The sequence below is a fragment of the Streptomyces europaeiscabiei genome (assembly GCF_001550375.1).
GTDB lineage: Bacteria > Actinomycetota > Actinomycetes > Streptomycetales > Streptomycetaceae > Streptomyces > Streptomyces europaeiscabiei.
In genome coordinates, this window is sequence record NZ_LRTR01000030.1 from 1 (window position 1) to 4,388 (window position 4,388).

The following is a 4,388-nucleotide window of genomic DNA, read 5'->3' on the forward strand; positions in this document are numbered from 1 at the left end:
GCCCACCGTCGGCCCCGGCGGCCCGGTCACGGACAGCACGCGCCGCGCAGCGAGGGCCGCTCACCGATCCCGGTCCCGGTTCCAACTCCGGTTCCGGTTCCGGTTCCGGCTCCGGCTCCGGCTCCGGTTCCGGCTCCGGCTCCGGCACCACCACCCCCGCTCCCCCGCCCCCCGACGCCCTCGCCCTCTCCTCCGTCACCTTCGCCTACGGCCCCTCCGGCACGCCCGTCGTCGACGACCTCAGCCTCCGTATCCCGCACGGCACGCACCTGGCCGTCGTCGGTCCCAGTGGCATCGGCAAGTCCACCCTCACCGGGCTCGTCGCGGGTCTCCTGCGTCCCCGGCACGGCACCGTCCACTTGTGTGGGCAGCCGGTACCCGGCGCCACATCCCACGCACACCGGGTGCTCATTCCGCAGGAGGCGTACGTCTTCGGGGGATCCCTCGCGGAAAACCTCGGCGAACTGCGGCCGAAACCCGTGCCCGAGGCAGAGCTGTGGGCCGCCGCGGAGGCGGTGGGGCTCGACGGACTGATGGTCCGGCTGGGCGGCCCGGCGGCCGAGGTCGACCCGGGCGCGCTGTCCGCCGGGGAGCGGCAGCTCGTCGCGCTGGGCCGGGCGTACCTGTCGTCCGCGTCGGTCGTGATCCTCGACGAGGCGACCTGTCACCTGGACGCGGAGGCCGAGGAACGCGCGGAGCGGGCCTTCGCCCGGCGGCCGGACACGACCCTCGTGGTGGTCGCCCATCGCGTCAGCTCGGCCCGCCGCGCGGACCGGGTGCTGGTCATGGACGGGCGGTGCGTCGCGTACGGGGAGCACGGCGAACTGCTCGCCGGCTCGCCGCTCTACCGGGACCTGGTCGGCGCCTGGTCCCCCGTACCGGCGCCGCGCCCGCGCGGCGGGCGTCCCTCAGAGCCAGCCCTCCCCCTGCGAGATCCGGATGGCGTCGATCCTGTTGCGCGCCCCCGTCTTGCGGGTGATGGCGGCCATGTAGTTGCGCACGGTCCCGTGGGAAAGGTGCAGGCTGCCGGCGATCTCGGCGACGGAGGCGCCCTCGGCGGCCAGGGACAACACGCTCAGCTCGCGGCGCGTCAGCGGCATCTCGGCGGCCTTGAGGAATCCGAAGCCGAGCGAGTCGTCGACGAAACGTTTCCCTCGGGCGACCTCGCGGATGGCGGAGACCAGCCGCTGTGGTGAGCCCTCCTTGTCCACGTACCCGAGGGCCCCGGCCTCGGCCGCACGCTTCAGGAGTCCGGGTCTGCCGGCGTGGGCCAGGACCAGGAGCCCGGGGGCCCAGCCGCCCGCACCGCGCAGGTCGGCGAGGGGTGGGATGCCGACCGCGTCCGCGCAGTCCAGGTCCGCCGCGCACACGTCGGGCCGCAGGGACCGTACGCGCCCCGGCGCCGCGCGCCAGGACGCGTCGTACACCACCAGGTCGGGTTCCTGGCGGAGCCACTCCGCCAGCACCGACCTGACAAGACATTCGTCGTGCACGAGCAGTACCCCGATCACGTTCGCCCTCCGCCTCCCGGCCCACCGATGTCCTCCGCCTCAGCGCGTGCCCATTGTTGGCGCCCCCGACCACGCCCGGGCGCGAAGAACCAGCCATCGGGGAGCGTGGGGGCGCACTCGCGGGGGGCGTGCGCGAGTGCGCGCCTCAGGAGAGGGGGCATGGGCCGGGCGGGACGGGGTACGGCGGTTCTTCCGCGGCAGGGCGCTCGCCGTGCGTGGGCGGCCCCCAAGGAGGAGCCTTGACCCTGGGGCCGTCGCGCGGCCGTGCGAGGAGGTGGTCGGGATGTCGGACGTCCACGCGTCCCCGGAGCGGTCGACGGTCGACACCGCCCACGGCGGTCATCCGCTGCTGTCGCTGGCGCTGGCCGCGATGATGGACGACGTCGGGGCGCACTCGGGCGCCATGTATCTGCTGACACCCGACGAGCCGGTCCTGGAGATGGCGGTCATCGCGGGGCTGCCGAGGTCCTTCGCCGCGCCGTGGGAGCGGGTGGCGCTCAGCGCGCCGATCCCGGTCTCCGAGGCGGTACGGGGGCGGCGGCTGGTGTGGGTCAACGGCGAGGAGCAGATGGCCCGCCGCTATCCCCGGCTCGCCATGGTCCTGCCCTACCCGTTCGCCATGGCCGCGCTCCCGGTGGCGACCCACGACACCACGTACGGCGCCGTCTTCCTGACCTGGCCCGGCTCGCACCCGCCGGAGCTCAGCGACCGCGAGCGGGACCATCTCACCTCGGCCTGCGACCGGCTCGCGATGCGGCTGCGGCGCGCGGAGGAGGAGGGCCGGCCGGTGCGGCCCGAGCCGGATCTGTCGGCGCCGTCGACGACCACGGTCGCCGGGACCCTCGGCACGGTGGAGGCGGCGCGGATGGTGGCGCGGCTGCCGTACGGGATGTGCGCGCTCGATCTGCACGGGCGGATCACCTTCGCCAACGCGGCCACGGCCGAGCTGCTCGGCATCCCGGTCAGCGGTCTGCTGGGCACCCAGCTGTGGGCGTCCGTGCCGTGGCTCAACGATCCCGCGTACGAGGACCGGTACCGGGCGGCGCTGATGAGCCAGCACGTGACGTCGTTCGTGGCGCTCAGGCCGCCGAGCGCCTGGCTGTCGTTCCGGCTGTATCCGGGGACGAACGGGCTGAGCGTACGGATCTCCCGTGCCCGTGCGGTCGCCGAGGCCGAGCACGCGGCGCGAGTCGAGGGCGACGGACCCGGCCGCCTGGTGACCATCAACAACGTACTGGCGCTGGCGAGCGCGCTCACCGAGGCGGTGGGCGTGCAGGACGTGGTGGAACTGGTCGCCGACGAGATCGTCCCGGCCATCGGCAGCCAGGCGCTCGTGATGCTCGGCTCACGCGCCGGGCGCCTGCATGTGCTCGGGCACCGCGGCTACGCGGACCCGCACCTCGTGGAGCGCTTCGACGGCATGCCGCTCACCGCGCCGACGCCCGGCGCGGTGAGCCTGACCACCGGAGTGCCCGCCTTCTTCGAGACCCGGCAGCAGCTGGAGCACCTCTATCCGATGCGCCAGGACGTCCCCGACGGACTGGGCGCCTGGGCGTACCTCCCGCTGATCGCCTCCGGACGGCCGGTGGGCACCTGGGTGCTCGGGTACGCGGACCCGCATCCGTTCCCGGCCGACGAGCGCGCGGTGCTGACCAGCCTCAGCGGATTCATCGCTCAGGCGCTGGAGCGGGCGCTGCTGTACGACGCCAAGCACCAGCTCGCGCACGGGCTGCAGCAGGCGCTGCTGCCGCACTCGCTGCCGTCGATCCCCGGGATCGAGGCGGCCTCGCGCTATCTGCCCGCCACCCGGGGCATGGACATCGGCGGCGACTTCTTCGACCTGGTCCTCTCGCACGGGCGGGCCTCCGCCGTGATCGGCGACGTGCAGGGGCACAACGTGACGGCTGCGGGCCTGATGGGGCAGATCCGTACGGCGGTCCGCGCGTACACGACCGTCGGACAGGCGCCGGAGGAGGTGATGAGCAGTACCAACCGGCTGCTGATCGACCTGGGTTCGGAGCTGTTCGCCAGCTGTCTGTATCTGCGGCTCGACCCGGAGCACGGGAAGGCCGTCATGGCGCGGGCGGGGCATCCGCCGCCGTTGCTGCGCCGGCCGGACGGGAAGGTGCGGGTGCTCGACCTCGCGGGTGGTCCGCTGCTCGGCATCGACGCGGCGGCGACGTATCCGACGACCGAGGTGGCGCTGGCCGAGGGGTCCGTGCTGGCCCTGTACACGGACGGGCTGATCGAGTCGCCGGGGGTCGACATCGAGGACGCGCTGGCGGTGCTCGGGGAGCGGCTGGCGAGGGCCGGGGAAGGGCCGTTGGACTCGCTCGCCGACAGTCTCGTACGGGAGACCGAGGCGGCTCAGGAGCGGGCGGACGACGTGGCGTTGCTGCTGCTGCGGGCCACGGGCGTCGGCGGGTGACGCCGTGCGAGGGCCGCGCGCCATGGGGGCCACGAGCCCGGCCGCAAGGAAGAACGAACAGGTCCGGCCCTCCCGCCGGAGGGCCGGACCGATCCACCTGTCGGCCGGAGCCCTGAGGCGGGGCCGACAGCTGGGTCGTGGGGCGACGGCCCGGGGGGTCAGTGGCCGCTGATCCCGGGCCGTCGTCCACGTGCGGGGTGGCGTCCGCCTACTGCTGGACGCCCTGCTCTTCGACACCCTGGTCGCCGACGCCCTGGTCGCCGACGCCCTGGTCGTTCTGCTGGCCCGCGCCGTCACCGGCACCGGCCGCGTCACCCGCACCGGCGTCACCGGCACCGGCCACGGCGCCTTCCTCCTCGCCCGCACCGGCTGCGGCGGCACCTTCTTCCTCGCCCGCGCCCGCTGCCGCGGCGCCCTCTTCCTCACCGGCACCGGCGGCGGCACCGCCG

3 protein-coding genes and 1 pseudogene are annotated in these 4,388 nt (G+C 74.5%); 3 read left to right on the forward strand and 1 reads right to left on the reverse strand.

The features are described 5' to 3' along the window. Positions 1-293: 293 nt before the first annotated feature. Positions 294-602 (forward strand): annotated as a pseudogene (locus tag AWZ10_RS53360) (ATP-binding cassette domain-containing protein); the annotation flags it as partial. Between the two features lie 306 nt (positions 603-908). Here the strand turns inward: AWZ10_RS53360 and AWZ10_RS01100 are convergent. Further along, entirely contained in the window at positions 909-1,511 is a 603-nt protein-coding gene (locus tag AWZ10_RS01100; protein WP_060890210.1) for a response regulator transcription factor, read from the reverse strand. Between the two features lie 283 nt (positions 1,512-1,794). Between AWZ10_RS01100 and AWZ10_RS01105 the strand changes: the two genes are divergently transcribed. Continuing rightward, positions 1,795-3,939 (forward strand): SpoIIE family protein phosphatase, encoded by a 2,145-nt coding sequence (locus AWZ10_RS01105; RefSeq protein WP_046708259.1) that lies wholly within the window; start codon positions 1,795-1,797, stop codon positions 3,937-3,939. Between the two features lie 190 nt (positions 3,940-4,129). Next, positions 4,130-4,388, forward strand: a 259-nt coding sequence (locus AWZ10_RS52825; protein WP_208618427.1) for a hypothetical protein, incomplete at its 3' end; no start/stop codon positions are given.